The organism is Ruminococcus sp. AF31-8BH (assembly GCF_003460605.1).
GTDB lineage: Bacteria > Bacillota > Clostridia > Lachnospirales > Lachnospiraceae > Blautia_A > Blautia_A acetigignens.
In genome coordinates this window covers 132,473-155,619 of record NZ_QTVN01000005.1, presented here as the reverse complement: position 1 = coordinate 155,619, position 23,147 = coordinate 132,473, and the positions used below count along the sequence as shown (strand labels likewise).

The 23,147-nt window shown below is 47.0% G+C and carries 25 protein-coding genes and 1 pseudogene; 3 read left to right on the top strand and 23 right to left on the bottom strand.

Annotation, left to right across the window (positions count from 1 at the left end; translation table 11 throughout):
* Positions 1–26: 26 nt before the first annotated feature.
* From DWZ38_RS08135 to DWZ38_RS08085, 11 genes are all read right to left on the bottom strand, one after another.
* Positions 27–1,361, bottom strand: a complete 1,335-nt coding sequence (locus tag DWZ38_RS08135; RefSeq protein ID WP_117851501.1) for a CCA tRNA nucleotidyltransferase — start codon at positions 1,359–1,361, stop codon at positions 27–29.
* Entirely contained in the window at positions 1,351–1,512 is a 162-nt protein-coding gene (locus DWZ38_RS22470) for a hypothetical protein (protein ID WP_195587510.1), read from the bottom strand. The genes DWZ38_RS08135 and DWZ38_RS22470 overlap by 11 nt, the downstream gene beginning before the upstream one ends.
* On the bottom strand, positions 1,502–2,941 hold the full coding sequence (proS, locus tag DWZ38_RS08130; RefSeq protein WP_021924533.1) for a proline--tRNA ligase: 1,440 nt from the start codon (positions 2,939–2,941) through the stop codon (positions 1,502–1,504). Before proS ends, DWZ38_RS22470 begins: the two co-directional genes overlap by 11 nt.
* A 623-nt stretch (positions 2,942–3,564) precedes the next feature.
* Positions 3,565–4,098 (bottom strand): dCMP deaminase family protein, encoded by a 534-nt coding sequence (locus DWZ38_RS08120; protein WP_330385686.1) that lies wholly within the window; start codon positions 4,096–4,098, stop codon positions 3,565–3,567.
* A 14-nt stretch (positions 4,099–4,112) separates the two neighbouring features.
* Complete coding sequence (gene rpiB, locus DWZ38_RS08115) at positions 4,113–4,547, bottom strand: ribose 5-phosphate isomerase B (RefSeq protein ID WP_021924530.1); 435 nt, start codon at positions 4,545–4,547, stop codon at positions 4,113–4,115.
* Positions 4,544–5,608, bottom strand: coding sequence for an L-threonylcarbamoyladenylate synthase (locus tag DWZ38_RS08110; protein WP_021924529.1), 1,065 nt, complete (start codon positions 5,606–5,608; stop codon positions 4,544–4,546). Before DWZ38_RS08110 ends, rpiB begins: the two co-directional genes overlap by 4 nt.
* A gap of 143 nt (positions 5,609–5,751) precedes the next feature.
* Positions 5,752–8,025 carry a DUF2298 domain-containing protein gene (locus DWZ38_RS08105; protein ID WP_243000200.1) on the bottom strand — a complete coding sequence of 758 codons (2,274 nt, stop codon included), beginning with the start codon at positions 8,023–8,025 and terminating at the stop codon, positions 5,752–5,754.
* Positions 8,009–9,988 carry a hypothetical protein gene (locus tag DWZ38_RS08100; protein ID WP_117851496.1) on the bottom strand — a complete coding sequence of 660 codons (1,980 nt, stop codon included), beginning with the start codon at positions 9,986–9,988 and terminating at the stop codon, positions 8,009–8,011. The genes DWZ38_RS08105 and DWZ38_RS08100 overlap by 17 nt, the downstream gene beginning before the upstream one ends.
* A gap of 77 nt (positions 9,989–10,065) precedes the next feature.
* Positions 10,066–10,752 (bottom strand): N-acetylmuramoyl-L-alanine amidase, encoded by a 687-nt coding sequence (locus DWZ38_RS08095; RefSeq protein WP_021924526.1) that lies wholly within the window; start codon positions 10,750–10,752, stop codon positions 10,066–10,068.
* A 106-nt stretch (positions 10,753–10,858) separates the two neighbouring features.
* Entirely contained in the window at positions 10,859–12,535 is a 1,677-nt protein-coding gene (locus DWZ38_RS08090) for a glycosyl hydrolase family 18 protein (protein ID WP_117851494.1), read from the bottom strand.
* Between the two features lie 266 nt (positions 12,536–12,801).
* Positions 12,802–12,996 (bottom strand): hypothetical protein, encoded by a 195-nt coding sequence (locus DWZ38_RS08085; protein WP_021924524.1) that lies wholly within the window; start codon positions 12,994–12,996, stop codon positions 12,802–12,804.
* 487 nt (positions 12,997–13,483) lie between these two features.
* Between DWZ38_RS08085 and DWZ38_RS08080 the strand changes: the two genes are divergently transcribed.
* Positions 13,484–14,263, top strand: coding sequence for an adaptor protein MecA (locus tag DWZ38_RS08080; protein WP_021924523.1), 780 nt, complete (start codon positions 13,484–13,486; stop codon positions 14,261–14,263).
* Positions 14,264–14,334: 71 nt separating this feature from the next.
* Here DWZ38_RS08080 and DWZ38_RS23405 read toward each other — a convergent pair whose 3' ends face one another.
* Entirely contained in the window at positions 14,335–14,475 is a 141-nt protein-coding gene (locus tag DWZ38_RS23405; protein ID WP_317259451.1) for a DUF6783 domain-containing protein, read from the bottom strand.
* Between DWZ38_RS23405 and DWZ38_RS23400 the strand changes: the two are divergent.
* Positions 14,413–14,571: pseudogene (locus DWZ38_RS23400) on the top strand (DUF6783 domain-containing protein); the annotation flags it as partial. The gene DWZ38_RS23405 and the pseudogene DWZ38_RS23400 sit on opposite strands and share 63 nt — an antisense overlap.
* On the opposite strand, the gene DWZ38_RS08070 reads toward DWZ38_RS23400, so the two are convergent.
* A complete protein-coding gene (locus DWZ38_RS08070) occupies positions 14,504–14,707 on the bottom strand; it encodes a DUF1858 domain-containing protein (RefSeq protein WP_117851487.1) in 204 nt (67 codons plus the stop codon). The pseudogene DWZ38_RS23400 and the gene DWZ38_RS08070 overlap by 68 nt on opposite strands.
* A gap of 220 nt (positions 14,708–14,927) precedes the next feature.
* On the opposite strand from DWZ38_RS08070, the gene DWZ38_RS08065 reads away from it, so the two are divergent.
* Positions 14,928–15,098, top strand: a complete 171-nt coding sequence (locus tag DWZ38_RS08065; protein WP_021926804.1) for a 4Fe-4S binding protein — start codon at positions 14,928–14,930, stop codon at positions 15,096–15,098.
* Positions 15,099–15,150: 52 nt separating this feature from the next.
* Here the strand turns inward: DWZ38_RS08065 and DWZ38_RS08060 are convergent, their stop codons facing one another.
* From DWZ38_RS08060 to srtB, 10 genes are all read right to left on the bottom strand, one after another.
* Positions 15,151–15,705, bottom strand: a complete 555-nt coding sequence (locus DWZ38_RS08060; RefSeq protein ID WP_021926805.1) for a MerR family transcriptional regulator — start codon at positions 15,703–15,705, stop codon at positions 15,151–15,153.
* 148 nt (positions 15,706–15,853) lie between these two features.
* Positions 15,854–17,182: a replicative DNA helicase gene (gene dnaB / locus DWZ38_RS08055; protein ID WP_021926806.1), complete on the bottom strand. Its 1,329-nt coding sequence runs from the start codon at positions 17,180–17,182 to the stop codon at positions 15,854–15,856.
* A 29-nt stretch (positions 17,183–17,211) separates the two neighbouring features.
* Entirely contained in the window at positions 17,212–17,661 is a 450-nt protein-coding gene (rplI, locus tag DWZ38_RS08050) for a 50S ribosomal protein L9 (protein ID WP_021926807.1), read from the bottom strand.
* A complete protein-coding gene (locus DWZ38_RS08045) occupies positions 17,658–19,712 on the bottom strand; it encodes a DHH family phosphoesterase (RefSeq protein ID WP_021926808.1) in 2,055 nt (684 codons plus the stop codon). The genes rplI and DWZ38_RS08045 overlap by 4 nt, the downstream gene beginning before the upstream one ends.
* A gap of 197 nt (positions 19,713–19,909) precedes the next feature.
* A complete protein-coding gene (rpsR, locus tag DWZ38_RS08040) occupies positions 19,910–20,176 on the bottom strand; it encodes a 30S ribosomal protein S18 (protein WP_021926809.1) in 267 nt (88 codons plus the stop codon).
* A 42-nt stretch (positions 20,177–20,218) separates the two neighbouring features.
* Complete coding sequence (locus DWZ38_RS08035) at positions 20,219–20,671, bottom strand: single-stranded DNA-binding protein (RefSeq protein ID WP_021926810.1); 453 nt, start codon at positions 20,669–20,671, stop codon at positions 20,219–20,221.
* A gap of 73 nt (positions 20,672–20,744) precedes the next feature.
* Positions 20,745–21,032 carry a 30S ribosomal protein S6 gene (rpsF, locus tag DWZ38_RS08030; RefSeq protein ID WP_117851485.1) on the bottom strand — a complete coding sequence of 96 codons (288 nt, stop codon included), beginning with the start codon at positions 21,030–21,032 and terminating at the stop codon, positions 20,745–20,747.
* 109 nt (positions 21,033–21,141) lie between these two features.
* On the bottom strand, positions 21,142–21,333 hold the full coding sequence (locus tag DWZ38_RS08025) for a DUF951 domain-containing protein (protein WP_021926813.1): 192 nt from the start codon (positions 21,331–21,333) through the stop codon (positions 21,142–21,144).
* A 62-nt stretch (positions 21,334–21,395) separates the two neighbouring features.
* On the bottom strand, positions 21,396–22,133 hold the full coding sequence (locus DWZ38_RS08020; protein ID WP_021926814.1) for an NAD-dependent protein deacylase: 738 nt from the start codon (positions 22,131–22,133) through the stop codon (positions 21,396–21,398).
* Between the two features lie 86 nt (positions 22,134–22,219).
* Entirely contained in the window at positions 22,220–23,146 is a 927-nt protein-coding gene (srtB, locus tag DWZ38_RS08015) for a class B sortase (protein WP_347519177.1), read from the bottom strand.
* Position 23,147: the final 1 nt, after the last annotated feature.

The window sequence follows — 23,147 nt, the reverse complement described above, 5'->3', positions numbered from 1 at the left end:
GCTACGGGGCATCTGGCGGACAGGCTTTAGCGATTCCGGTTGGAAAAAGCCAGCTTCAGAAGAGTTTCTTTCTCATTCAGATCCGGATCCTCCAGAACCTGTTCCAAAAGTTTATGAAGCACCTCGCCCATTTCTTTTCCAGGCTTCATGCCGGCGGCGATCAGGTCGCTTCCGGTGACTGCAAGCCCTTTTAAGGATACGCACTGGCCTTTTTCTACAATTTCTTCCCAGGTCTTTCTCACACCTGCCTGGCGGGCTGCCTTTTCCTGGCCTTTGTAATCACTTTTGGCCTTATTATCCGCATACTGGACTTCCATCCACATAAGGAAAAGATCCTCGCCAATGATATTCATAGCTTTTCTCACATCCGCAGGAACCGGTGCAGGACGCAGGTCATGCCAGCGTACCAGACAGCTTACCTTTGCAATGGTATCGTTGTCGAACTTCAGGCGGCGGAGAATTTTCTTCGCCATCTTTTCCCCAAGCACTGCGTGGGTTTTGAAATGGTCTCTGCCATTTTCATCTGTTGTCCTCACGTCAGGCTTGGCAATGTCGTGAAGAAGCATGGTCAGGCGCAGCACCTTATCCTCCTTTACGTACAAAAGGCTGTGAAGAATGTGCTCTCCTACGTTATAGCAATGGTAAGGCGTATTCTGAGGTGTCTCCATACAGCGGTCAAATTCCGGGAGAAATTCCCTGGTAACACCAGCTTCATAGGCAATCCGCAGGTAATCCGGATGTGGAGAAACAAGAAGCTTCACCAGCTCCACCTGGATTCGTTCCGCGCTCACATGCTTCAGATTCGGAGCCAGAACTGCCAGCCCTTTTCTTGTATTTTCCTCCAGGGAAAAGCCGAGCTGGGCAGAAAAACGGACTGCACGCATGATTCGCAGAGCATCCTCTGTAAAACGCTCCAGGGGATCCCCCACGCAGCGGATCACTTTTTTCTCCAGGTCCTCCTGGCCTCCAAACAGATCCACAAGGCCTTTCTTCGGATTATAGGCCATTGCATTGATGGTAAAATCCCGGCGCTTTAAATCCTCCTCAAGGCTTGCGGTAAAGGTCACCTCTTTTGGGTGGCGGCCATCCTCATATTCTCCGTCCACACGGTAGGTGGTTACCTCGAAGCCGTCCTTATCCAGCAGTACCGTCACAGTGCCGTGGGCGATTCCGGTGTCCACTGTTCTGTGAAATAAGGCCTTGACCTGCTCCGGTGTGGCTGAGGTGGTGATATCCCAGTCATTGGGCGTCCTTCCAAGCAGCGCGTCCCTGACGCAGCCGCCAACTGCATAGGCCTCAAAGCCTGCTGCCTCCAGTGTATGGATGATAGTCTCAACTTTTGATGGAATTTCAAATTTCATAGTAATCACCTGCCTCATCTGATAAATCATAATTCCAGACACATTTTTCCTTCTTCACAAAAATTGGGGCAAAATATTTTGCCCCAATACTTTCCAGTGTCTGTATATCTGCACAGGCACTTTCCAGAACTTTTTGTGAATTAATAAGCACGTCCCCAGTAAACCATTTTCTTAGCAGGCTTTCCGCAGCATACGCACACGTCGCTTAAATGCTCCTGCTGGAAAGGCATGCATCTGGAGGTTGCCTGAACATCCTCTTTGATCTTGTCTTCGCATTCGCGGTTGCCGCACCACATAGCCTTCACAAATCCAGGCTTGTTGTTGATGGTTTCCTTGAATTCTTCGTAGTTTGTTGCCACATAGGTATGGGCATCTCTGTGAGCTCTTGCTCTTTCCAGCATTTCCTTCTGCATAGTATCCAGAACTTCCTGTACCTTTGCTGCAAGCTCTTCGAATTTCACTACGTATTTCTCTCTAGTATCTCTTCGGCAGATAACAGCCTGTCCGTTCTCGATATCCTTCGGACCGCACTCGATTCTTACTGGAATACCGCGCATTTCCTGCTCTGCGAATTTGAATCCCGGGCTCTTGTCTGTAGCATCTGTCTTCACGCGGATTCCAGCTGCCTTAAGGATCTGGGTAAGCTCCTCAGCTTTCTCAAGAACGCCTTCTTTTCTCTGCTGGATCGGGATCACAACTGCCTGAACCGGAGCGATTCTTGGCGGAAGTACGAGTCCGCTGTTGTCACCGTGAACCATGATTAGGGCACCGATCATACGGGTAGTCATTCCCCATGAGGTCTGGTGCACATACTGAAGCTGATTGTTCTTGTCTGTGTACTGGATTCCGAATGCTCTTGCAAATCCATCGCCGAAGTTGTGGCTGGTTCCGGACTGAAGTGCTTTTCCGTCATGCATCAGGGACTCGATGGTGTAGGTTGCCTCTGCACCTGCGAATTTCTCTTTGTCTGTCTTCTGGCCTTTGATAACCGGGATTGCAAGTACTTCCTCACAGAAGTCCGCATACAGGTTCAGCATCTGGATGGTACGCTCTTTGGCTTCCTCTGCTGTTGCATGTGCGGTGTGGCCTTCCTGCCATAAGAACTCACGGGAACGTAAGAACGGACGGGTTGTTTTCTCCCAGCGAACAACAGAACACCACTGGTTGTATACCTTCGGAAGGTCTCTGTGGGACTGGATCTCTTTCTGATAGAAATCGCAGAACAAGGTCTCGGAAGTAGGACGTACGCAAAGACGCTCCTGAAGTTGGTCAAGTCCGCCATGGGTAACCCATGCAACTTCCGGTGCAAATCCTTCTACGTGATCTTTCTCTTTGTCCAGAAGGGACTCTGGAATAAACATTGGCATATATACATTCTCTACGCCTGTCTCTTTAAATCTGCGGTCAAGCTCTTTCTGGATGTTCTCCCAGATTGCATATCCTGCAGGTTTGATTGCCATACAGCCTTTTACACTGGTATAGCCGCAAAGCTCAGCTTTTTTTACAACGTCTGTATACCACTGTGCAAAATCCACATCCATGGAAGTGATGGCTTCTACCATTTTCTTCTCTTTTGCCATGATTCTTTCTCCTTTTCTAAAAACTGTTCAGTACCTTCACAGCTGCGCCGCTGCGAACAGTTACTTTTTTACATAAAAAAAGCCCCTTCATCCCTGTATAAGGGACCGAAAGGCTTCGGCGGTACCACCCTGATTAGCAACAGATCTACGCCATAATTCCGCATGCGCATTTCCTGCTGCCCACTTAAGCGTCCCGGTAACGTGGGACATACGCCGTACTTCAATTGCACGGAGCTTGGAGGCCGGTTCCATGATTCACGCACAAAATCCTCACACCATTGTCCTGGAGCCGTATCTGCAAAATCATTTCTGCAAAAGACATGTTCCAGAAGCCGGATTTCTCTCTGAGATTGCTCCTCATGTACTATTCTCTTCATTGCTTTTTCATTATTTAAATAAAATTCCTGGCAGCCATCCGGCAAACATGATCAAAGATGCCAAACAGCTACAACTCCTGTATATTTTATGCGAAATAGTTCCAGGTGTCAAGTACGGAATTTGAAAAAGACGTTTTATTCCTGTTACTGGGCAGGTTGTGAACAATAGCCAGCACAGTAAAAATTAAGCATCTGCTATATTGACACAAGATGAACAAGTCAATATGGCAGATACCTAACTTTTTTCTATACATTCAATGTAATTTTCCGTCCGGTCCTTGTGTACTGGTAATAGCGTACGCCTGCGGCATCCAGCATTCTTTTGGAGGCCAGAACGGATGGGGTGCTTGCATATTTGTCGCAGTCATAGACCAGGGTCTTGATTCCCGCCTGGATGATTGCCTTGGCACATTCATTGCACGGGAAAAGAGTCACATACATCTTGGCTCCTTCAAGGCTGCCGCCCCGGTAATTTAATATGGCATTCAGCTCACTATGGGTAACATACAGATACTTGGTGTCCAGAGGCTCGCCCTCTCTCGCCCACGGAAAGGCATCATCGGAGCATCCCTTTGGAAATCCGTTGTATCCCATGGACAGGATCTTATTGTCCTCGCTGACAATACATGCCCCTACCTGTGAATTGGGGTCCTTGGAGCGCATGCCGGAAAGCATGGCAACACCCATGAAATATTCATCCCAGGTCAGATACCCCTCTCTTTTGTGGGTAGCTGCGTAGGCGGCTCTTGGATCCATCTGCTTGCGGTTTGTATTTTCCATAGAAGCTCTCCTTCCTACTCGGTCTCGATCTGTGCGATTCTGCGGATATGTCTCTCATCTCCGGAAAACGGAGTATTCAAAAATGTATCCACAATCTTAACAGCCAGTCCAGGACCTACCACACGTCCTCCAAGTGCAAGGATGTTGGCATCATTGTGAAGTCTTGTTGCCTCTGCGGTAAAGCAGTCTGTACATACAGCGGCACGAATTCCCTTGATCTTGTTGGCTGTAATGGAAATGCCGATTCCGGTTCCGCATACCAGAATTCCAAGATCACACTCGCCATCCAGAATGCCGTGTGCAACCTTCTTGGCATAAATCGGGTAATCCGTAGACTCGGTGCTGTGGCAGCCATAGTCCTTGTACGCAATCTGTTTTTCCTCTAAATATTTGATGATCTCCTGTTTCAGCTCAAATCCGCCGTGGTCACTTCCTAATGCAACTCTCATTGGTTACTTCCCCCTACGTTTATTATTTTATGGCCGGCTGCTTTTAACAGTCGGTTCATAATTGCCTGTCCCATTTTGGGTGTATAAAAAGCCTCTGAATAAATCTTACTTACCTGACACTGGTCAAATTCCCTTAAAACCTCATACAGATTGTGGGCAATGGTTTCCTCTGCCGCTCTGCTTCCAATGCATTTCACAATTCCATCCGGATACTGGGAAATGGTTTCCTCTGTGGCAATGATTCCTGACTGAAGACCGTTGGCAGCATCTTCTTTTACAAACTGATTGATGGCTTTGATCACTTCTTCTGTGGGGCCTTCCACAATAGCAAGATCTGCCTTAGGCGCATAGTGCCTGTACTTCATGCCTGGAGCCTTAGGACGGATGTTGCTGTCAGGCTTTATCAGCCCCTTGTCCATGCGCACATCTCCAAGAACCTCCTGGAGCATTTCCAGGGAAATATATCCGGGACGAAGCACCACTGGAACCTCCTCTGTAAAATCCACAATAGTAGATTCCAGGCCGATTCCAACCGGACCGCCGTCAATGATCATATCAATGGCATCCCCTAGATCTTCCTCCACATGCTGTGCCGTAGTAGGGCTTGGACGCCCGGAAGTATTGGCGCTTGGTGCTGCCACATATCCGCTGGATGCAAGGATCAAAGCTGCTGCAATGGGATCACTTGGGAAACGCACTGCAACGCTTTCCAGCCCGCCTGTTGTCTCAAGGGGAACCAGATCAGACTTCTCAAAAATCATGGTAAGGGGACCTGGCCAGAACTTTTTGGCCAGAATCTTCGCCTTCTCCGGGACGCTTTTTACAATGGGAGCAAGTGCTTCCATCTCTGCAATATGCACGATCAGAGGATTGTCAGAAGGACGTCCCTTGGCCGCATAAATCTTTTTGGAGGCCATAGGATCCAGGGCATTTCCTCCAAGACCGTAAACTGTCTCTGTTGGGAAAGCCACCAGGCCTCCCCTTTTTAATATTTCTCCGCCTCTGGCAATGGCTTCTTTATCAATGGCCTCTGCCGTCATGGCTACTATTTCTGCTTTCATTTCCATCCAGCTTTCTTTTCGCTGCAGCAGGCTGCAGCTTGTATTTTTCAATATTGGCAGCTGCATGATGCCAGAGTGTACTCCCCAAAAGGCTCTGCACAGCTGCCAGTCCTCATTACTATAACACCAGTTCTTTACCGGTGTCAATCCACCTTCACAATGTAGGTTCCCGAATCCTCATCTATAAATACAATGTCGCCAAGGCTCTGAAGCAGTGCATTATTCAGTGCATCCTCGTATTTCTCCCGTTCCTTGGAGCCTACAAAAATATAGGAAACATCATATTGCTTCAGAAGGGTTCTCACCTGTTCTTCGCTCTCTGAAGTATAAATATTCCGAATATCTGTGCTCTTCACATTCAGGTCTTCCGTGTCATTTCTCCACAGCCACTCATGAACATACCAGCCAAGAATGGTGGGAAGACCAGTGGATGCAGACACACGTTCAAATCCAGTGTAGCTGTCCCCGTTTGCCTCAAGCACCACCGGGGCACCCTCGATATTTTCCTTCAGCCATGTAATTGCAGATACATCCTCCGGGAAATCCGTCTCCAGATATCCAAGGGCATAAAGTCCCTTATAGCCAGATGGATCCAGCACATTTCCAAACCAGGAATTCACGCTTTTTCCGAAATATCCCACTGTCCATACCAGGAAAAACAGGCAGATTCCTGCGATAACTTTAAATATTTTCTGCCTTGTAACCACAAGAAGGCGGTAAATTCCGTATCCCATAGTCAGCCCGAAAAGAATATACGCCTGATAAGTCAGCTTAAACATGGTGTTGGCTCTTGCGTTTCCATTCTCATAAATATCACGCACATATACCAGTTCCGGAATCATCACCAGTCCCATGGCGCAAAGTCCCATGATAATGGCAAACAGGTCTGCCGTGCGCATGGCCTTCATAAGACGGTACAGGCTTTTGTGTTCCATTTTGCGCAGCTTTTCCCAGAGCATTGACACAACAAAGGTGATGGTCAGCACTGCCGGAAGTCCCCACAGCACCATCAGCTGATAGAAATAGGAATGATATTTGGCAATTCCCACACCGTCGATCATGGTATCAAACTGCAGAGTAAAGGGCAGGATTACCAGATAGCCGATGAGATAAATCTCCGCCATCTGCGCAAGAGTCACTGCCAGAATCTTCTTAATCTTGCCCTGGAACCGGATAATATTGGCAAAAAGCACAGTTCCAAGGATCACCACATAATAGATCACAAAATCCCAGAAGTTTGTCCACTGGAACATTCCAAGAAGCACACTGATCACCAGAAGATGAGGCATCAGAAGCTGCTTCTTCCAGAAGCTTCCATCCTTCATGGAAACCTCTGCGGATACGGTTTTCTTGCGCACGCCCCTTAACCACACATAGAGAAGGGCAATTACAAGAAGTACAAATATAATGTTCACCACATGGGCGTGAAGATCCCCAAGAACAAAGGAGTAACAGGGAAATTCGTGAATGGTCCGGTCTTCCTCCCTGTATGGATTGTATCCAATATAACGGGTCGCATCCGGGAACCAGTAACTGCTCACTTCCTGTCCGGTCAGCTTCTGGATCCAGGGAATGATCTGTGCATAGATCACGTAATGCATGTTTCCCGCAATAGAGACAGCCGTACCTGCGGTAAATCCGGCAATAAACGGAAGACGCTTCTTGATTTTCTCCCCCTTTGGCTGTCCCTTCATGCGATCCACCGTCATCTGGTAAACCAGGGAAAAAGGCATGGCAAAGGCAAGTCCAGCCACAAAAGTACGCATCAGGTTATAGGTAAGCTCCACCTTCGTATGGGAAAGCTTGGTAAGAAAAACGGCAAAGTACTGGCCGCCATAATAATAATTAATGTGCCCTTCTGAATACCACAGATCTCTTGCCGGAAGAACTGTGCTTCTCATCATGGCTTCCATAAATCCATAATCCATAAACTTCTCTGTGCCATATGCGGCAGGGTGGAATCCAGCCACATAAGTCCACAAAAGAAAGGCAAGGAAAAAGATCAGTTCTTCCCAGTATACAAGAGAAATCTTCTCTACTGGAAAACACTCAATCTTCTCTTTTGATTCCTTTTTCAGAAGTAAAAAACAAAGAACTGCGCATATCACAGTCACAGCCGCACAGGTGATCCCGGTAAAAGGCACCAGCTTAATGGAAACCAGGAACCATGTGATAAATCCCGCAGCTGCCACAGCCAGAACCTTGGAAAAAATCCAGCCCTTGTCCTCAAAGCGCCAGAACAGCCTGCCAGTCACAGGCATAGCAGCAAAGCCCATCACAGCAGCCAGAAGCCACCAGGTCCAGAAGGTCCACACATCTCCCTTCAGAAGAAAGGCAGATGCTCCAAGCGCCGCTGCTGCCAGCAGAATTTTGACGATCAGTTGTATCTTTCTTTTTTTCTCATTGCTCTGTTCCATAAATTCTGATTCTCCCATCATCTGACTGATAAACCAGAGGATAAGTCTCTGCGATCACATCTTCCCTGCATTCCTTTTCCTCATATGTCATTCCATCCTCATAAAGGATATATGTAATCTGTTCTGCTTCTGCTGTATCCTTCAGTACCTGCGGGTCTGCAGTGGTGTACATCAAAGCTCCCTTTTCTGCACGGTAATAGGTATCGTACCCTGCTGACCATGCATAATAAGGCCATCCCATATACAGCATTACCCCGGCCATGGTCACCTCATTCATGCTGTATTCCGGCGTAAGAAGCAGATCATCCTTCCTAAGATTCTCATCCAGCCACGCAGTCAGATTGCTCTGAAGCTTCACTCCTACGCGGTGGGAGGAATCGTTGTCCTTTAATATTACCACAAAATCATAAATTCCTGTAACCGTAAGGCTAAGGGCAAGAATCACCCCAAGTACCCTGAAGGGCCACTTTTTCCGGAACATCCGGCATACCGCTCCAGCCCAGAAAACCGTGAGAAAGGCGTAGGAAATCATAATATATTTGTGATTTACATTCACATCCGGCGTCAGGGAAACGAAAAATGCAAAAGCAGCCGGAAAAAGAAAGCTTACCGCTGCTGCCCTTTCCATCCTTTTCATAAAAAACAGCAGTACCACAACACCCAGGAAAACAATGCCGCTGATTTCAAACAAATAGGCAGCCACACCAAAAGCGGATTTATCCTCCGCCAGAAATCCCAGATACAAAGACGGAGAAACCACGTTTCCCCACACAAACATCTTGGACTGGATTTCTGAAAACATTACCGTCACCAAAGCCAGGATCACATAATCCAGCTTTCCGTCAGAAAAAGCAGCAAATCCCATCAGGATCAGAAGCCCTGCAATCACTGCCGCTCCATTCCAGAACGCACACAGCCCAAGAAGCATTCCCATCAGAAGCGCCGTCTCCGGCTTCCGGCATTTCCAGGCTTCTTTGGAAGAAATACGGTTCTTCAGCCAGAGGAGCTCCTTCTCCTCATGCGTGCATCCTGCCTCCAGCCATTCCAGGAAAACCCACAGCGCCAGCGCCACGATCAGAAGCCCGAATGCCAGATGCCTCTGATTCAGATACACATTAAAATTCCACAGTCCCCAGTTTTCATTGGCTGTATAGCCAATAAAACTGGAATTAGACGAAAGGGTCTCAAGAAGGTCTCCAGCCTGTATATGCTCATAAGCAAACTGGAAAAAGGCAGTTCCGCTTCTGAAAACCATGAAGCATACAGCCAGAACCCCAGCGCTCATTTTGCCCCAAAACCTTTTGGCCAGGGAATACAGCATCATGAAAAAGCACCACAGTGACAGAATACTCACACTGTTGTATGCAAGGTCAATGGGCATTCCCAGATACTCCAGGTTTCCGGACAGGAACTGAAACATAAAGTGATATTTCACATCCTGTCCGCCAAAATGGGGATACTGGGTAGGAAAATTATTTTCCAGGGAAAAGGACCTCATCATGGCAGTGTGGGGCGCATAATCCCCAAACACAGAAAAGCCGGAATACAGGACGCCGTCACTTATATGAAATACATAATACATAATCCAGGTAATTGCTCCAAGAAGCAGCACAAAAAACAAAATTTCCTTCCACGGCGGCAGCATGGCCTGCAGCTTCTTCTTACAGTCCTTTAAAGCTTCCCTCCTTCTGTAACCAAGGTAAGCCAGAAAAACGGCCGCAGCTGTCATAACGATCAGGTTCGCTCCAAACAGCGGCGTATTAGAGCCTCCATACACGCTAAGCAACCATGCCGCTATGTAAACAGCCCAGGTCAGAAGCAGCACGCCGCATCCATAGGCTGCTGAGAACAGCACCCAGAAAGGCGTAACTCCTTTTTCTTTTATTTTTTGACATGACAGAAGATTTCCGGCAATCTCACGTCCAAGAAGCAGTGCCAGAATCAGATAAACACATCCTAACATGGTATTTCCTCACTTATTTTTTTCCAGTATAGCAGAATCCATGGATTCTGAAAAGTGTATTATTCATGCCTGGGAGGTTAAAGCGTTTCTTCTATGTATTCTTTCACTCCGTCTGCGATCGCCTGGGCCACCTTCTCCTGATATTCCTCTGAGGAAAGGCTGGCTGCCTCCTCCGGATTGGTAAGAAAACCACACTCTACAATATTCAGGACTCCCGGACTTCTCTTTAAGAGATAATAGGTGGTATTTCCCTTGATTTCCCGCGGGCGCTCCACCTCAAGATTCTCGTTCAGCTTCTCCTGGATTTTCTTCGCCAGCGCTTCCCCCTGTGCAGAATCCCGGTAATAGAATACCTGCGGACCCTTTACAGCCGGATCCTCATAGCTGTTCTGGTGAATGCTCACCGTCAGTACCGGATCCACCTTTTGTATGAGGAGAATTCGCTTTTGCATGTCCTGGGCTTTCTTGTTCTGGGAATCCTCATCGTAAAGTCCGGTATCTGTTTCCCTGGTCATCACCACCTGATAGCCGTAATCCTCCAGAGCCTTTTTTAATTTCATTCCTATGGCAAGATTGAATTCCTTCTCCTTAAGCCCATCGATCCCGATCATTCCCGGATCAATTCCTCCATGGCCGCAGTCCACCACAATCACCTTCTTCTGACTCATTCTGGCTGACACCGCTGCAGCTTCCCTGGAAAGACAGTAAAAGCATAAGAGCAGAAGACAGCCCATGATCAGTTCCATTGCATGCTTTTTCAACACAAAACACCCCCTGGCACATACATGATTCAGTATATGTCTCAGAGAGTGTTTTTATCATTGGTGTATAAAACTGTAACCATTCCTTGCCTTCACAGTTACATAAGTCTTACTGGGCAGTACTTCCTGACAGATTGTCTGTAATTACCTGCCAGATGCCGCTGTTCTCAAATCCAAGCTTCCATGCTGCGACGCCTGCAAGATTGTAGGTCTGCACCAGCTGTACCTTGGCTGCGATAGACTGGGCATCCTCGATCCAGATCTGGTAAGTGCAGCCGTCCTTCTCGAAGCTTCCGTAATTCTGGCTTACATCGCTGTCCCAGTATACCTGGGCATTGTTGGTGCTTACCACTTCCTGGGCAGTATCCATGCCGATTGCCTCACTGGATAAGGTACCTGCCTCTGTTTTCCACAGTCTTGTGTAGAATGGAACTGCATTGATCACACGTTCTGCCGGAACCTCTGCGATGGTATCCTGGATTCCTTTCTCCACCCATGGAAGGGATGCTACGGAACCAGCTTCTTCAGAACCTACATAATGCTCATCATATCCCATTATAATTACATAATCCACCACGCGGCCCTGCTCTGCCCTGTCGTAATGGCTGGTGAAATCCTCCGGTACCGGATTGTCCACTGACAGAACCAGGTTATTCTTGTGGCATTCTATGGAAAGCTCACGAAGGAATTCCAGGAAATGGATTCCCACATCCTCGCTAAGCTGCTCAAAGTCAACGTTGATTCCGTCGATGCCGGCACCAACCGCTGCATTCACCAGCTGTGTGATCAGATTCTGTCTGGAGCTGGTCTTGGAAAGAACCTCATAAGTACTGATATCCTGAGTAAAGTTATCTACCAGTCCCCAAACCTTCAGGCCTCTGTCGTGTGCTGTGCTGACATAATCGATCGTGGCATTATTAATGATATTGCCGCTGTTGTCTGACACATAGAACCAGGTAGGTGAGATCACATTCACCCCTGTCATATTCTGGATAGAATCGGAAAGTCCTGCATTGGCATCTGTGGACATAACCTGATGCCATACCAGATTCACAGGCTGATCCATGGTCAGGTAGGTGTAATCCTCCCCTGCAAATGTACGGTCCATAGTCACAGTCTGCACGTCGCTTACGCTCTTCTTCTCCACGTAACCGATATAGCCATCCCAGGTGGCAACCTGAACCCAGTTTTCCAGTTCTTCCATAAACAGAAGATTATCGCCTTTGTTAATCTTGCTCAGGACTTCCGCCTTGATTCCGCCTCTGTAGCGCACATACGTATCCTTATTTGCAGTTACCACTGAAATGCCGGAAAAATCCTTCTGGATGGCTACACGGTTAGGCTGCTGGTACACATAGGTATCAAGGTCTGTATATCTTTTCACAAAATCAAGGCTGAGATAAGCAGTTCCATCCTTCAGCCATACGTCACCGCCTGCTTCCGAAGATGCAGGTACAGATACCAGTTCTGACGGAGTAGCATAAAGAATCTGCTGTCCTTCTTCATCCCAGTAATAGCGCTGGTTCAGATAGCTGTCTACCACATCAACCGGAAGGTACGGCTGTTCACCGGACATGGCTGCCTTCTCTTCCAGGATCTGTGTGCCAATAATGATCACAGCCTCAGATTCACCTGTCTGTCCGTAATATTCTGTCAAATCCATCTGTTTCTTCGTTGGAATGCGCCGCATGATCAGGGTTGTGACGATTCCGATCACTGCAACCGCAGCAATCAGCAGACCGACTATGATTACAGGATTTATTCTTCGCCTTCTTCTTCGCCTCATATAAATATTATCCTCTCGGTATAAGTCTTTTTCAATGGGAATTGGCCCAAAGTTATTTTTCATTATAGCATACTTTCGTGGAATTGTATCGCAAAATTCGACTTTTTACAATTTGTTTACATTATTTATTACCTGTTTATTTTTGCCGGAAACCCTTTCAGTGAAAAGCATGAGTAGGGGGAAACTGCAGTTCCGAAAGGGTCCCGGCTTTAAGGAGTAAAGCCTATGGCTTACAAAACGGATATGCCGCCCCAGGCGGCATCCCATCATGGCTCATCGATTACAAAATCGAAGTCCACACGGGCAATATGCCCTTTCTCATCTTCCGTGTAATCCCGCATATATCCTCCGCCATCTGCAATCTGACAGGCTTTTGCAATGGCTGTGGAGTTACTTGGCTCACCTTCCAGATAAAGGGAAACACCCAACTTCTCATATCCGGCAAGTTCTTCCTCCAGCAATCTGCAGGATTTTTCCTTTCCTGATCGTGATATACGCTTCGTGTCCTATCCTCCTTTCTTCCTTGATGGATCCAGAAAACACCTGAATCATGGTGCAGAAAAAAGAGAGAGACTAAGGCTTCCTTTCATCTTCTGGGAATGGAAACATCGTCTGCAGCAGATATGCTGCCTGATAAATCGACGCTGTTTTTAGAAAAAACTAGATGTCTGTGTTAATACTTAATACGAAACTGTGGTTAGCTGTCCTGCTTATCCGTTGTGAACCCCAGTCCGGTCTTTTTTCTTGTCCCTCATTATACGGATTCCCCAGCCATTATGCAAGAGCTTTTTATGAGTTTATTCTTTTTTCCCGGACTGTTTTGAAAAATTTAATAATTACAGAGGAAATTACCTGTTTTTTTCCTATTGCACTTTTGAAACATATATTATACAATGAGAAATCAAGACATAATGATATTTGATACCACAAAGAACAGGATGTGATCATATGAAAATTGAAAAGATCAGCGATACCCAGATCCGCTGCACTCTTACGAAAGAAGATCTGGACAGTCACCAGATCCGTATCAGTGAGCTTGCCTACGGCACGGACAAGGCCAAGAAGCTTTTCCGGGAAATGATGCAGCAGGCCCAGATCCAGTTCGGCTTTGAAGCAGATAACATCCCGCTGATGATAGAAGCAATCCCGATAAGCGGGGAAAGCGTAGTCCTGATCATCACCAAGGTTGAGGATCCTGAGGAGCTTGACACCCGTTTTTCCAAGTTTTCACCATATAAGAAATCCAAACCGGATGCCCTTCACTTTGACGGGGCTGACAATATCATTGATATTTTCCAGAAGCTTTATGAAGAGACAAAGAAAGCCATCTCCAGCGAGGATTCCTCTGAAAAGCAGAAGAACGCCAGCGCAAAGAACGACCAGGCTGCCTCATCTTCTGGAACTTCTGAAAATGAGGATGATGCCGCGAAGATTTCCGTTAATCTTGTAAGGCTTTACAGCTTCCGTACATTAGATGATGTGATTGCGGCAGCCCATGGGCTGGACGGCTTCTATAAGGGCGTGAATACCCTTTATAAGGATGAGAACGCACTTTACCAGCTGATCGTACATCAGTCTTCCTGCACTGCGGAGGAGTTCAACAAGGTCTGCAATATTCTCTCTGAATATGGCAGCGGGCATGCTTTTACTCCTGCCGGAGAAGCACACTTAAAAGAACATGGAGAACTGATCCTGCGCAAGGCACTGCAGCAGCTCGCCCAAATCTGATAAATAAAAAGGACTGGCATTTCGCGCCAGTCCCTTTTATTTATCACTTAGTATATAACCGAACTACGGTACTATATACTAAAGCGTGTTTGAAAAATCATTCCCGCAATCTGCACGCCCCACTTTGCGGGAGATTTTGCCCGAATTCGGTTGCCGTAGCCCGCTACGGCGCCCTCATCCGGACAAAATCTCCCACAAATTGTGACGCACATCTTACAGAAAGCCTTTTTCAAACACGCTCTAGCGGCCTGCAAGATAATCGTTCAGCTGCTGGATTAATACGTCAGCATCGATTCCGTGTACCATAGCAGCCTCCTCCAGAGATTCCATCTGAGCGGATGGGCATCCTACACATCCCATTCCGGATGCCATAAGAATACCAGCCATATTCGGATCTAACTGAAGAAGCTGACCAATCAGCATATCTTTTGTCACCTGTGCCATGATCTGTTTCCTCCTTTTTGAATTAAACCGTGGTGTTAATTAACTGTTCCATAATCAGTTTCTCCCACGCTCCACCATTATAATACCAAATGTTCATTTACGCAACCATCACAATTCTAAAACTTTGTTTATAATTTTGTACTTGATATCTTATGCCAGATATATTAGAATGTGGTTATATCCCGAGAGGGAACTAAAGAGATTAAAGGAGGATATCACAATGGCATATGTAATTTCTGATGAGTGTGTAAGCTGTGGAACATGCGAAAGCGAATGTCCAGCAGGAGCTATTTCTCAGGGAGATGAGCATTTCGTAATCGACGCTGATACATGCGTAGAGTGCGGAACTTGTGCTGACGCCTGTCCAATGGGCGCTATCAGCGAGGGTTGATTTTCCGGACAATGATAGCGAAGGGAGCTTCCATAATGGGAGCTCCCTTTTTTTATTTATGCGCTTTGCTTTTCTTTTTCCCACGTTTATCCAGGGCTGCGGCGGCTTCCTTTCTGGCAGACTGCTGTCTTCGGATGGTTTCATCCAGCGAACGCCACCTGTCCTCCCCTTCTTTTTTGGCGTGAAGTTCCTGGGTGATCAGACGCTCCATGATTTCCTGGAATTCCAGGATTTTCGTATCTTCTTCCGTTTCCTTTACGCTCTCCCGCAGTTCTTCTTTAAACATTTCTTCATCCTGCTTTTTGTTTTTGTCCGGCAAAGCGGACTCCAAGAGCTGAATTCCGGACGCTTCTGCCTCACCCTTCGGCTCTGACATGTCTCTTCTTGCGATTTTGGGAAGCAGGTCGTGTATGGCTCTTAGCTGCAGCCCCCGATTCTTCAGTTCCTTAATATTCAAAAACAGCTGAATATCCTCTCCGGTGTAGTAGCGGTGTCCCAGCTCATTTCTGCCGATATGCAGATCCAGCTCGTCCTCCCAGTAACGTAGCACATAGGATTTTACCCCTGTCATCTTCACAGTCTCTGCCACGGTATAGCATTTCTCCATACTACCCCTCCTTATGAGATTACTGTTGTTCACAGCAGCATGAAATTCACTGCTTTTATTATAGCAAAGGCACCTTTAATTGCAAGAAAAAAAGGTCGACATAACCTGCCGGCCTTCGCCAGGAAATGCCGCAGCTGACAGCATTTCCTTATTTTTTCATATTTACAAACTGCGTGTATCTTGGCAGCCATACAAGCTCCACGGTACCAATAGGGCCGTTTCTCTGTTTGGCTATGATGATTTCCGCAATGTCCTTCTTCTCTGTGTCCTTGTGGTAATAATCATCACGGTAAATGAACATTACCACGTCCGCATCCTGCTCGATGGCTCCTGACTCTCGAAGGTCAGAAAGCATAGGCCTGTGATCCGGACGCTGTTCCACTGCTCGGCTAAGCTGGGACAGGGCGATCACCGGCACGCTCATCTCACGTGCCAGAGCCTTAAGGGAACGGGAAATATCGGAAATCTCCTGCTGTCTGGAATCTGAGTGTCCGCTTCCGGTCATCAGCTGAAGATAGTCGATCATAACAATTCCAAGGTTGTGCTCCAGCTTATATTTCCTGCACTTGGACCGGAGCTCGGAAATGGAAATACCAGGCGTATCGTCAATGATCAGGTTGGAACGGCCGATAATATCCGCGCCCTCCACCAGCTTGGTCCAGTCCTCATCCTTCAGATTACCGGTTCGCATGTTCTGGGAATCCACATGGGACTCCATGGCAAGGAGACGGTTTACAAGCTGCTCCTTGGACATCTCAAGACTGAATATGGCAACGGTAACATCCTTGCGAAATGCCATATACTGGGCAATGTTCAGAACAAACGCTGTTTTTCCCATGGAAGGACGGGCTGCGATCAGAACCAGGTCAGAGGCATGCATTCCGGAGGTCTTGTAATCCAGATCCACAAATCCGGTAGGAATACCAGTTACGGACCCCTTCAGCTTGGATGCCTTTTCAATGTTGTTAACTGCATTTAACACAACCTGCTGAATGGGAACAAAATCATCGCTGGTCTTTCGCTGCAGAACATTAAAAAGCTTCTTCTCTGCATCCTCTAAAATCATCTGGGTGCTGTCCTTCTCCAGGTAGCAGGAATTCTCCACTTCCTCATTGACCTTAATCAGACGTCTTAAAACAGCTTTCTCGCTGACGATATTTGCATAATATTTCACATTGGCAGATGTGGGAACCGCAGAAATCAGATCCCTCACATATTCCATGCTGCTGATATCCGGCGGAAGATCCTTCTCTTTCAGACGATTCTGAAGAGTGATCAGATCCACCGGCTTGCCCTCATTGCACAGCTCCACCATAGCATCAAAAATAATTCCGTACTGGCTCTGATAAAAATCGTCGCTGGTCAGAATCTCTGACGCTACCAAAATGGCATCACGGTCCAGGATCATGGAACCGATCACAGACTGCTCTGCTTCAATACTGTGAGGAAGAATCCTCTTGATCAATGCTTCTTCCATTTAGCACAAACATCCTCTCTTACTGCTCCTTATGCCTCTTCCTTTACCCATACCTTCAGGCTTCCGGTTACCTTAGGATGAAGCTTTACAGGTACATTGGTAACGCCAAGGTTGCGGATGGGGTTTGGAAGCACCAGTTTCTTTTTCTCGATGTCAAGGTTCAGCTGTTTCTTGGCAGCTTCGGAAATTTCCTTGGTGGATACGGAACCGAAGGTTCTTCCACCCTCGCCTACCTTCAGGGTAAGGATTACTTCTTTGTCCTCCAGATCCTTTGCAAATACTCTGGCAGCTTCTAAGTTCTCCTGTGCCACCTTCTCCTCATTTGCTTTCTGAAGCTTCAGGTCATTTAAGTTCTTCGGGGTAGCCTCAAGGCCAAGCTTCTTCGGCAGGATCATGTTTCTTGCATATCCGTCGCTTACGTTAACGATTTCCCCTTTTTTTCCAAGGGATTTTACATCCTCTAACAAAATTACTTTCATTCTTTGAATTCTCCTTCCTGATATAACTGATCTATAATTTCTTTGATCATCTGCTCAGTCTCATCTTCTGTTGCCTTCACCTGGGCTCCGGCAATGTTCAGATGACCGCCTCCGCCCATGCGTTCCATCATAACCTGCACGTTCACTTCATCAATGGCACGCGCACTTACATATACCTCATTATTGTATGGAGTCAGCACAAACGAAGCCTTCACGCCGGCGATGTTCAGAAGCTCATTGGCAGCCTGGGCTCCTACTACGGTAGGGCTCTCCAGGCCTTCACTTGGACATCTGCCGATTGCAAAGCAGTTCCGGTAGATCTGAGCAGTCCGTACAACCTCTGCTCTTGCCTTATAGGCATCAATGTTATCACGGAGCATCTTGCGCACTCTCGTAATGTCTGCACCGTTTCTTCGAAGGAATGCAGCCGCCTCAAAGGTACGCACACCAGAGCGGGTAGTAAAGTTATTGGTATCAATGACCATACCTGCGTACAGACAGTCTGCCTCCAGGCTTCTCAGTCTCAGATCATCTGAGAAATACTGAAGGATCTCGGCAACCATCTCACAGGTGGATGATGCATAAGGCTCCACATAGGAAAGCACGGCATTTTGAATGACTTCGCTTCCTCTTCTGTGGTGATCCAGTACGACAATGGTCCTGGTTAAGTACAGAAGATCCTGGCACTCGGTGTAGCTTGGCTTGTTGGTATCTACTACAACCACAACCGTATTATTGTCCACAAGCTCTTTGGCCTGGGCGCAGTCCACAAACATGGAAGGCTCATAATCCGGATTGTTGATATAGCCTGCCATCAGCGGCCGGATGGAAGTAGTGGGATCATTGACCACAATGTGAACCGGCTTTCCAAGGGTCTTGCCTGCACGGTAAATACCGATGGCAGCGCCTAAAGCATCCACATCTGTGATCTTGTGTCCCATAACCACAACCCGGTCCTTGGTGCTCATGAACTCTTTCAGAGCCTGTGCCTTCACCCTTGCCTTCACACGGGTGTTCTTCTCTACCTGCTGGGATTTGCCCCCAAAATAGGTGATGGAATCCCCGTTCTTGATCACTACCTGATCGCCGCCGCGGCCAAGGGCCATCTCGATGGCAATACGGCAGTACTCATAGTTCTGCAGATAGTTGGCACCGTTCAGTCCGATACCGATACTTAAGGTGACAGCCATCTCATTTCCGATGTTCACCGTCTTGACCTCGTCCAGGATATGGAACCGCTGTTCCTTCAAGGCCTCCAGGGAACTCTGGCGCATGATCAGGAAATATTTATCCCGCTCAAGCTTGCGCACAAGCCCGTCGAAATTGGAAAAATACTTGGTGATTTTCCTGTCGATCAGGGCAATCAGAAGGGAACGGCGCACATCCTCCACGCCCTCCAGTGCTTCCTCATAATTGTCCAGATAGGCAAGTGCAACTACCAGCTTGTCATCCTCATTCTTCTGGATGTATTCCTGAAGCTCGGTCTCGTCATAGAAGAACATCGCTACCACGCTGACGTCTGAATCCACATTTTCCAGAATGCGTGCTTCATTTATCACATCCTTCATGGTCACAAGCTGCATGGAAACCCGGTAGATCCGGTCTCCGTAGCTGGTGCTCATCTCCGCGATTGCCTGCTTCTCCGGGATGGGAATGCGCTCCAGTGTGATTTCCGGAAAGATGGTGTTAATATTCTTATTATACATCTGGTCTTTCCCCGTCAGCTGGGAAAATACCTTATTTGACCAGATCATCCTGCCATTGGTGTCCATAATGGCATAGGGAAGTGCCAGATCGTCCAGCAGGCGCTTCTCCAGCGATTCATACTGATTGGCAAAGGCAATCAGGTCATTGAGAATCATCGGGCGATGATAGTGGGTCAGCAAAAGCGCAGCTGCCACGTAAATCACCAGTCCTGCCAGTGACAGAAGTCCTGCCTTCACATTTACTGTAAAAATCAGAACATTCAGAAGAACAAGAAGGATGGTCAGATACAGCGGCCATCTCATAAACCGCTTCATGGACCCTTTGAATTTCAGTTTTTTATTCATAAGTTTATCCTCACTTACAAAAACTCAGATTCCCAGCAGGCAAACTGCCCCGGGAAAATTTTTCGCCTTTGAAGGATAGTATAACAGATTCTTGGATATTTTTCCATAGAAGAGTTTATAAAAACAAAAAAGCCCCTAAATACCAGTAAAACCAGTATTTAAAGGCCTTAAGCGTCTGCATCACTGCATTCAGGAAATTAGTCCTGGATGTATGGCATCATTGCAAGATGACGTGCTCTCTTAACAGCAACAGTCAGAGCTCTCTGATGTTTTGCGCAGTTTCCGGTAATTCTTCTAGGAAGGATCTTACCTCTCTCGGAAACGTATTTTCTTAATTTTGCTACGTCCTTGTAATCGATTTCGTTATTCTCTTTACCACAGAATACGCAAACTTTTTTTCTTCTGCGTCCGCCTCTTCTCTTCATTGGAGAATCTGGTCTTTCGCCTCTATTATTGTAAGCCATGTTGGTTTTCCTCCTGTTTTATTCAGTTTTTAGAGCTGTGCTCTAGTTAAACGGCAATTCCTCGTCAATTCCATCCGGAATGTTCATGAAGCCCTCAGCAGCAGCTCCCGGATTCGGCATGGAAGCCTCCGGAGCGCTTGTACGTGGATGGGAAGCTGCGTAGCTGTCGCTGGAAGCCTTGCTCTCAGCAAACTCCTGATCCTCCACAACCACCTCTGTGGTGTAAACCTTCTGTCCATCACGGTTGGTATAGCTTCCGGTCTGAATACGGCCTGTTACGGCAATCTTCAGTCCCTGACGGAAATATTTCTCAGCAAATTCCGCTGTACGTCCGAAAGAAACACACGGAATAAAATCCGCACTTGCCTCTCCATCGCGACGGAATCTTCTGTCTACAGCCAATGTGTATCTGGCAATTGCCAGTGCATTCTCTCCTGCGGAATATCTTACCTCAGGATCTCTTGTTAAGCGACCCATTAAAACTACTTTGTTCATTCTTCTTACCTCTCTTAATATGCTAAGTGAACGACCTTTAATGGTGCTCTCTGAATCTGATCATGCAAAAAGATTACGCGTCTTTTCTGACAACTAAGTATCTTAATACGTTGTCCATGATACGTACATGTCTTTCTACTTCTGCCGGACACTGTGCGTCTGCCTCAAACTGAATAAAGTAGTAGAAGCCTTCATGCATTTTCTGAATCTCGTAAGCTAATTTCTTCTTACCCCATTCTTCAACGTCTGTGATAACGCCGTTGTAACGAGTGATGTATCCTTTAGCTTTCTCAACTACTGCATCACGTACTTCGTCTTCAACTTTAGCGCTAACAACTAATGCTAACTCGTACTTGTTCATGCTTGTCTTACCTCCTTATGGTCTGTTGGCCCTTTGCCTGTCAAAGAGCAAGGATATTTTATATATCACGATTTTTGATTCTAACATACTTTTTGTGGACTGTAAAGCATTATTTTTCCTTTTTTTGAAGATTTTTTGTGTTTTTCTCCACCATTTTACGGGGAACCATGATCTGATGCCCACATCCCATGCACTTCAGGCGGAAATCTGCGCCCACTCGCAAGATCTCCCAGTCCTTGCTGCCGCATGGATGGCCTTTTTTCAAAGTAACGATGTCTCCGATTTCATAAACCTCTGCCATAATCTGACAAACTCCTCTTAAAAACGTTTTATTCTGTGTGTCTCTTCACACGTTTCCAAATACTATTTTTCTGCCTTTTTCACCTGGATCTGTGAAAATACCTGTCCAATAGGCTCCTTGATCAGAAGATCCGCATACCGGTCTCTTGGTGTAGGTGATTTGTTGATCACCACCAGATGCTCACCGGAAAAATAATCGATCAGGCCTGCTGCCGGGTAAACCGCAAGGGAGGTTCCTCCGATGATCAGAACCTGTGCCTGGGAAATAGCCCGCACCGCCTCGCTGATCACACCGTTGTCCAGTCCTTCCTCATACAGCACCACGTCCGGCTTGATCATTCCGCCGCAGGTGCATTTAGGCACGCCCTTTGCATTTTTCATGTAGGCGAAATCGTAGGATTTGCCGCATTTCATACAGTAATTGCGGTATACGCTTCCGTGAAGCTCCAGTACCTTTTTGCTTCCGGCCATCTGATGAAGATTGTCGATGTTCTGGGTGATCACTGCTTTCAGCTTGCCTGATGCCTCCAATTCTGCCAGTTTCAAATGAGCCGCATTTGGCTTTGCTGTGTCACACAGCATCTTGTCCTGATAGAAACGGTAAAATTCATCCGGGTGACGCATAAAAAAGGTATGGCTTAATATGGTTTCTGGAGGATAGTCGTACTTCTGGTTATACAGGCCGTCCTGGCTTCGAAAATCCGGGATTCCGCTTTCTGTGGAAACTCCCGCTCCCCCGAAAAATACAATATTGTCATACTTATCGATCAGTTCCTGCAGTCTTTTTGCTTCCTCGCTCATATGCCATCTTCCTCCAATCCCAGCAGCCTGGCAGGAGAATTTCCCGCCTTGCGCGCCTTTGCATTCCATTTCTCAAAAATCAGTTCTCACTGCTGTCTGTCTTTTTTCACCACATCAAGGGTGTCCACTCTTTTTCCCTGAACCACATAACGTGTGGATTCATTGCCCGTACAGGTGGAAAGGGTAACGATCTTATCTTCCACTCCCAATTCTCCCGGCGTGGTCTTAATATCCGAATAAGAAACAATCTTGTTCATGTAGTCCACAAATTCCTGTCCCGGGCCCTTAAACAGCGTGTAGGTATCGCTGTTTACCGCTGTAGTGTACGCAGAAATAATCTCATATCTGTAGTTCTTCTCCGGCGTGAAAATCCAGAAATATTTGCTCTTGTTATAGGCAGAATCGTCCTTGCTGAAATTCTTCAGCTGGCCGAACATGCTGCCGTTTTTCATATTATGTCCGTAAACCAGGGTATTGCAGTCACTGAAGTCAGCCTTATTCTCATAATCAATGAAAATAGTTCCGGCAAAATTATAGTTCTTCTCATAAGTCATATGAAGATACTGGTCATTGTCAGTTCCCCGAACTACCGGATAGCTGACCCCGTCCAGAGCCTCTACATAAATCCAGCCGATCACATCTGTGTTAATGCTTCTTAAAGAATCAAAATCAATGTCCATAGGGGCTTTCAGGGTGGGACCTTCCGGTCCTGCCGGTTCCTGCTCCTGGGCATCCTGATCCGGATCGCGCTCTGTCACTGCCATCTGGGCAATGGCATTGTACTCATCTGAGCCCTTTTTGTACTCTGTGTAAATATGATAAAGATTGTATGCCGCATAGCAGAATATGCAGATTGCTGCGATCAGCACAACCGTAAGCAGCACATCTCCCGCCTTTTTCTTCTTTTTAGGTTTCTTATCTTCCTTCATGGCAACCTCCTTTTTCTCATGAACTTTCTTCCTCTCCAGGGATGCAGTTTCCCGGAACTTTTTCGCACATTTCCTCCCTGTCATT

What these genes read in the sequence shown, in the direction of transcription:
- DWZ38_RS08135 (WP_117851501.1), bottom strand. Translation starts at nt 1,361, where the DNA reads ATGAAATTTGAAATTCCATCAAAAGTTGAGACTATCATCCATACACTG.
- proS (WP_021924533.1), bottom strand. Translation starts at nt 2,941, where the DNA reads ATGGCAAAAGAGAAGAAAATGGTAGAAGCCATCACTTCCATGGATGTG.
- DWZ38_RS08120 (WP_330385686.1), bottom strand. Translation starts at nt 4,098, where the DNA reads ATGGAAAATACAAACCGCAAGCAGATGGATCCAAGAGCCGCCTACGCA.
- rpiB (WP_021924530.1), bottom strand. Translation starts at nt 4,547, where the DNA reads ATGAGAGTTGCATTAGGAAGTGACCACGGCGGATTTGAGCTGAAACAG.
- DWZ38_RS08110 (WP_021924529.1), bottom strand. Translation starts at nt 5,608, where the DNA reads ATGAAAGCAGAAATAGTAGCCATGACGGCAGAGGCCATTGATAAAGAA.
- DWZ38_RS08105 (WP_243000200.1), bottom strand. Translation starts at nt 8,025, where the DNA reads ATGGAACAGAGCAATGAGAAAAAAAGAAAGATACAACTGATCGTCAAA.
- DWZ38_RS08100 (WP_117851496.1), bottom strand. Translation starts at nt 9,988, where the DNA reads ATGTTAGGATGTGTTTATCTGATTCTGGCACTGCTTCTTGGACGTGAG.
- DWZ38_RS08090 (WP_117851494.1), bottom strand. Translation starts at nt 12,535, where the DNA reads ATGAGGCGAAGAAGAAGGCGAAGAATAAATCCTGTAATCATAGTCGGT.
- DWZ38_RS08080 (WP_021924523.1), top strand. Translation starts at nt 13,484, where the DNA reads ATGAAAATTGAAAAGATCAGCGATACCCAGATCCGCTGCACTCTTACG.
- DWZ38_RS23405 (WP_317259451.1), bottom strand. Translation starts at nt 14,475, where the DNA reads ATGTGCGTCACAATTTGTGGGAGATTTTGTCCGGATGAGGGCGCCGTA.
- DWZ38_RS08070 (WP_117851487.1), bottom strand. Translation starts at nt 14,707, where the DNA reads ATGGCACAGGTGACAAAAGATATGCTGATTGGTCAGCTTCTTCAGTTA.
- DWZ38_RS08065 (WP_021926804.1), top strand. Translation starts at nt 14,928, where the DNA reads ATGGCATATGTAATTTCTGATGAGTGTGTAAGCTGTGGAACATGCGAA.
- DWZ38_RS08060 (WP_021926805.1), bottom strand. Translation starts at nt 15,705, where the DNA reads ATGGAGAAATGCTATACCGTGGCAGAGACTGTGAAGATGACAGGGGTA.
- dnaB (WP_021926806.1), bottom strand. Translation starts at nt 17,182, where the DNA reads ATGGAAGAAGCATTGATCAAGAGGATTCTTCCTCACAGTATTGAAGCA.
- rplI (WP_021926807.1), bottom strand. Translation starts at nt 17,661, where the DNA reads ATGAAAGTAATTTTGTTAGAGGATGTAAAATCCCTTGGAAAAAAAGGG.
- DWZ38_RS08045 (WP_021926808.1), bottom strand. Translation starts at nt 19,712, where the DNA reads ATGAATAAAAAACTGAAATTCAAAGGGTCCATGAAGCGGTTTATGAGA.
- rpsR (WP_021926809.1), bottom strand. Translation starts at nt 20,176, where the DNA reads ATGGCTTACAATAATAGAGGCGAAAGACCAGATTCTCCAATGAAGAGA.
- DWZ38_RS08035 (WP_021926810.1), bottom strand. Translation starts at nt 20,671, where the DNA reads ATGAACAAAGTAGTTTTAATGGGTCGCTTAACAAGAGATCCTGAGGTA.
- rpsF (WP_117851485.1), bottom strand. Translation starts at nt 21,032, where the DNA reads ATGAACAAGTACGAGTTAGCATTAGTTGTTAGCGCTAAAGTTGAAGAC.
- DWZ38_RS08025 (WP_021926813.1), bottom strand. Translation starts at nt 21,333, where the DNA reads ATGGCAGAGGTTTATGAAATCGGAGACATCGTTACTTTGAAAAAAGGC.
- DWZ38_RS08020 (WP_021926814.1), bottom strand. Translation starts at nt 22,133, where the DNA reads ATGAGCGAGGAAGCAAAAAGACTGCAGGAACTGATCGATAAGTATGAC.
- srtB (WP_347519177.1), bottom strand. Translation starts at nt 23,146, where the DNA reads ATGACAGGGAGGAAATGTGCGAAAAAGTTCCGGGAAACTGCATCCCTG.